This is a genomic window from Thermoclostridium caenicola (assembly GCF_900142095.1).
In the GTDB taxonomy this organism is placed as follows: Bacteria; Bacillota; Clostridia; order DSM-8532; family DSM-8532; genus Thermoclostridium_A; species Thermoclostridium_A caenicola.
Window position 1 is genome coordinate 1 of the sequence record NZ_FQZP01000107.1, and the last position, 1,561, is coordinate 1,561.

The window sequence follows — 1,561 nt, forward strand, 5'->3', positions numbered from 1 at the left end:
CAACGCGTTTACCATGCAACGTAAAAAGCTGTGAATGTCACATCGTTTTGTAAATTCGATGTACATAGCGCGAGAGTAGCCCAGTACCATCGCAATTCTACAGGGGTGGGTCATTTTCTTTTCGGCGTTCCCGGGTCAATTATATCCCGGCGGTGACATTTTCTGCTGTTAATTCACGATGAAGTGTTCAACCATCGTATTTTGCTATAAAGTTTTCATTATGCACTTATTACATTTAAATCTTGATTTGTTGCATTTTACTTTTTTGTATCTGGTTCTACGATATACTTGGATTATGCAATATTAAGTTTAAGGAGGAGCTATTTATGAAGAAATTAAGACTATTTGCCTTAGTACTATTCATCTTGTCTCTACTAATATCTCAGGTCTATGCCAATCCACCTTATAAAAACGTTGTAATCGATCCGATAATTGTGAAACCTGAGGTATATGAAGTATGTAGCGGGAAACCATATCATGATATGAAGTCGAGAGGAATCGCTTTGGTAAGCTATAATGATTCTTGGCTTCTTATCGGCTCACCATGTTGGCAATGTAAGAACTGCTATTTAGTTTTGGCTACTGAAGGTGATCCCACGTATCCTTATTATGAGCCAATAGGGACTTGGGCTTATAAGATATATGATGAGCCCATCAATATATATGGTGCATGTTTTGATGCTGATTACGTCGGATATTGCCCGGATAATCGTATGGATGGCTATCGTTTTTCATATTAATGTGATGATGAGGTTATATAATTATGAATTTTAGAGCCAAAGTGATTATACTTCTGAGCATATTTGCTTTATGTATCGTCATGGTATTTTTTCTGCTCTTGCCTCAGATAAAGCAGATAAATACTATCAAAGCTTTCTTGGATATTTATTACAACACAAAATCCTCTGATACATACCTGCAACTTTCCGAGGGCAATTTCGAGGTATTAGATATGTTATATGCGCAAAAATACAATAAACTGATAAGCAAAAAAGCCTATGACCAATTAGTAGCAAGCAGAATTATCCTGGAATTAGAGAAAGCCGTTCAACAGTATCGATGTGAGATATCTCTTCAAAGAAGCAAGGTAAACAGGCTAAACAATACACAAGATAATAATCCGGTTTATCATTATACAGCAGAGGTACGAGTAGACCTTCAAAATAACCGGAGCATGAATGTAACATTGACCGGCACTATGATTCTCACCAACTATTCGGGTAAGTGGATGATCGATAGATTCTCACCGGCTGAAAGTATTATTACAGCTTTAAAGGACATTCAGGAATAGCTGTAGAAGCCCATCATGTAGAAATGTGATCGCTGGCCGAGCGCAAGCGTTGCGCAGTAATAACACAACACCCGCAAAACCATACCCGTGATGTCATTATGTGCGAAGCATCAGCACAGCGCGGCGATTTTATCCTCTCATAAACCAGACATGTCATTGCGAGCGCCGCGTTAGCGTAAGCGTCAAACGCTGGCAGACAGCACTAAGATCTATCAGGCTTCTTACCGCCTAACCATTTATCAAAAGCATTGGAGATTTCAATCCTAAATT

Annotated in this window: 2 protein-coding genes; both read left to right on the plus strand. The window is 38.7% G+C overall.

Annotated features, from left to right (window positions below):
- Window positions 1–326 precede the first annotated feature (326 nt).
- Window positions 327–740 (plus strand): hypothetical protein, encoded by a 414-nt coding sequence (locus tag F3H12_RS13075; protein WP_149679751.1) that lies wholly within the window; start codon window positions 327–329, stop codon window positions 738–740.
- Window positions 741–763: 23 nt separating this feature from the next.
- Window positions 764–1,291 carry a hypothetical protein gene (locus F3H12_RS13080; RefSeq protein ID WP_149679752.1) on the plus strand — a complete coding sequence of 176 codons (528 nt, stop codon included), beginning with the start codon at window positions 764–766 and terminating at the stop codon, window positions 1,289–1,291.
- Window positions 1,292–1,561: the final 270 nt, after the last annotated feature.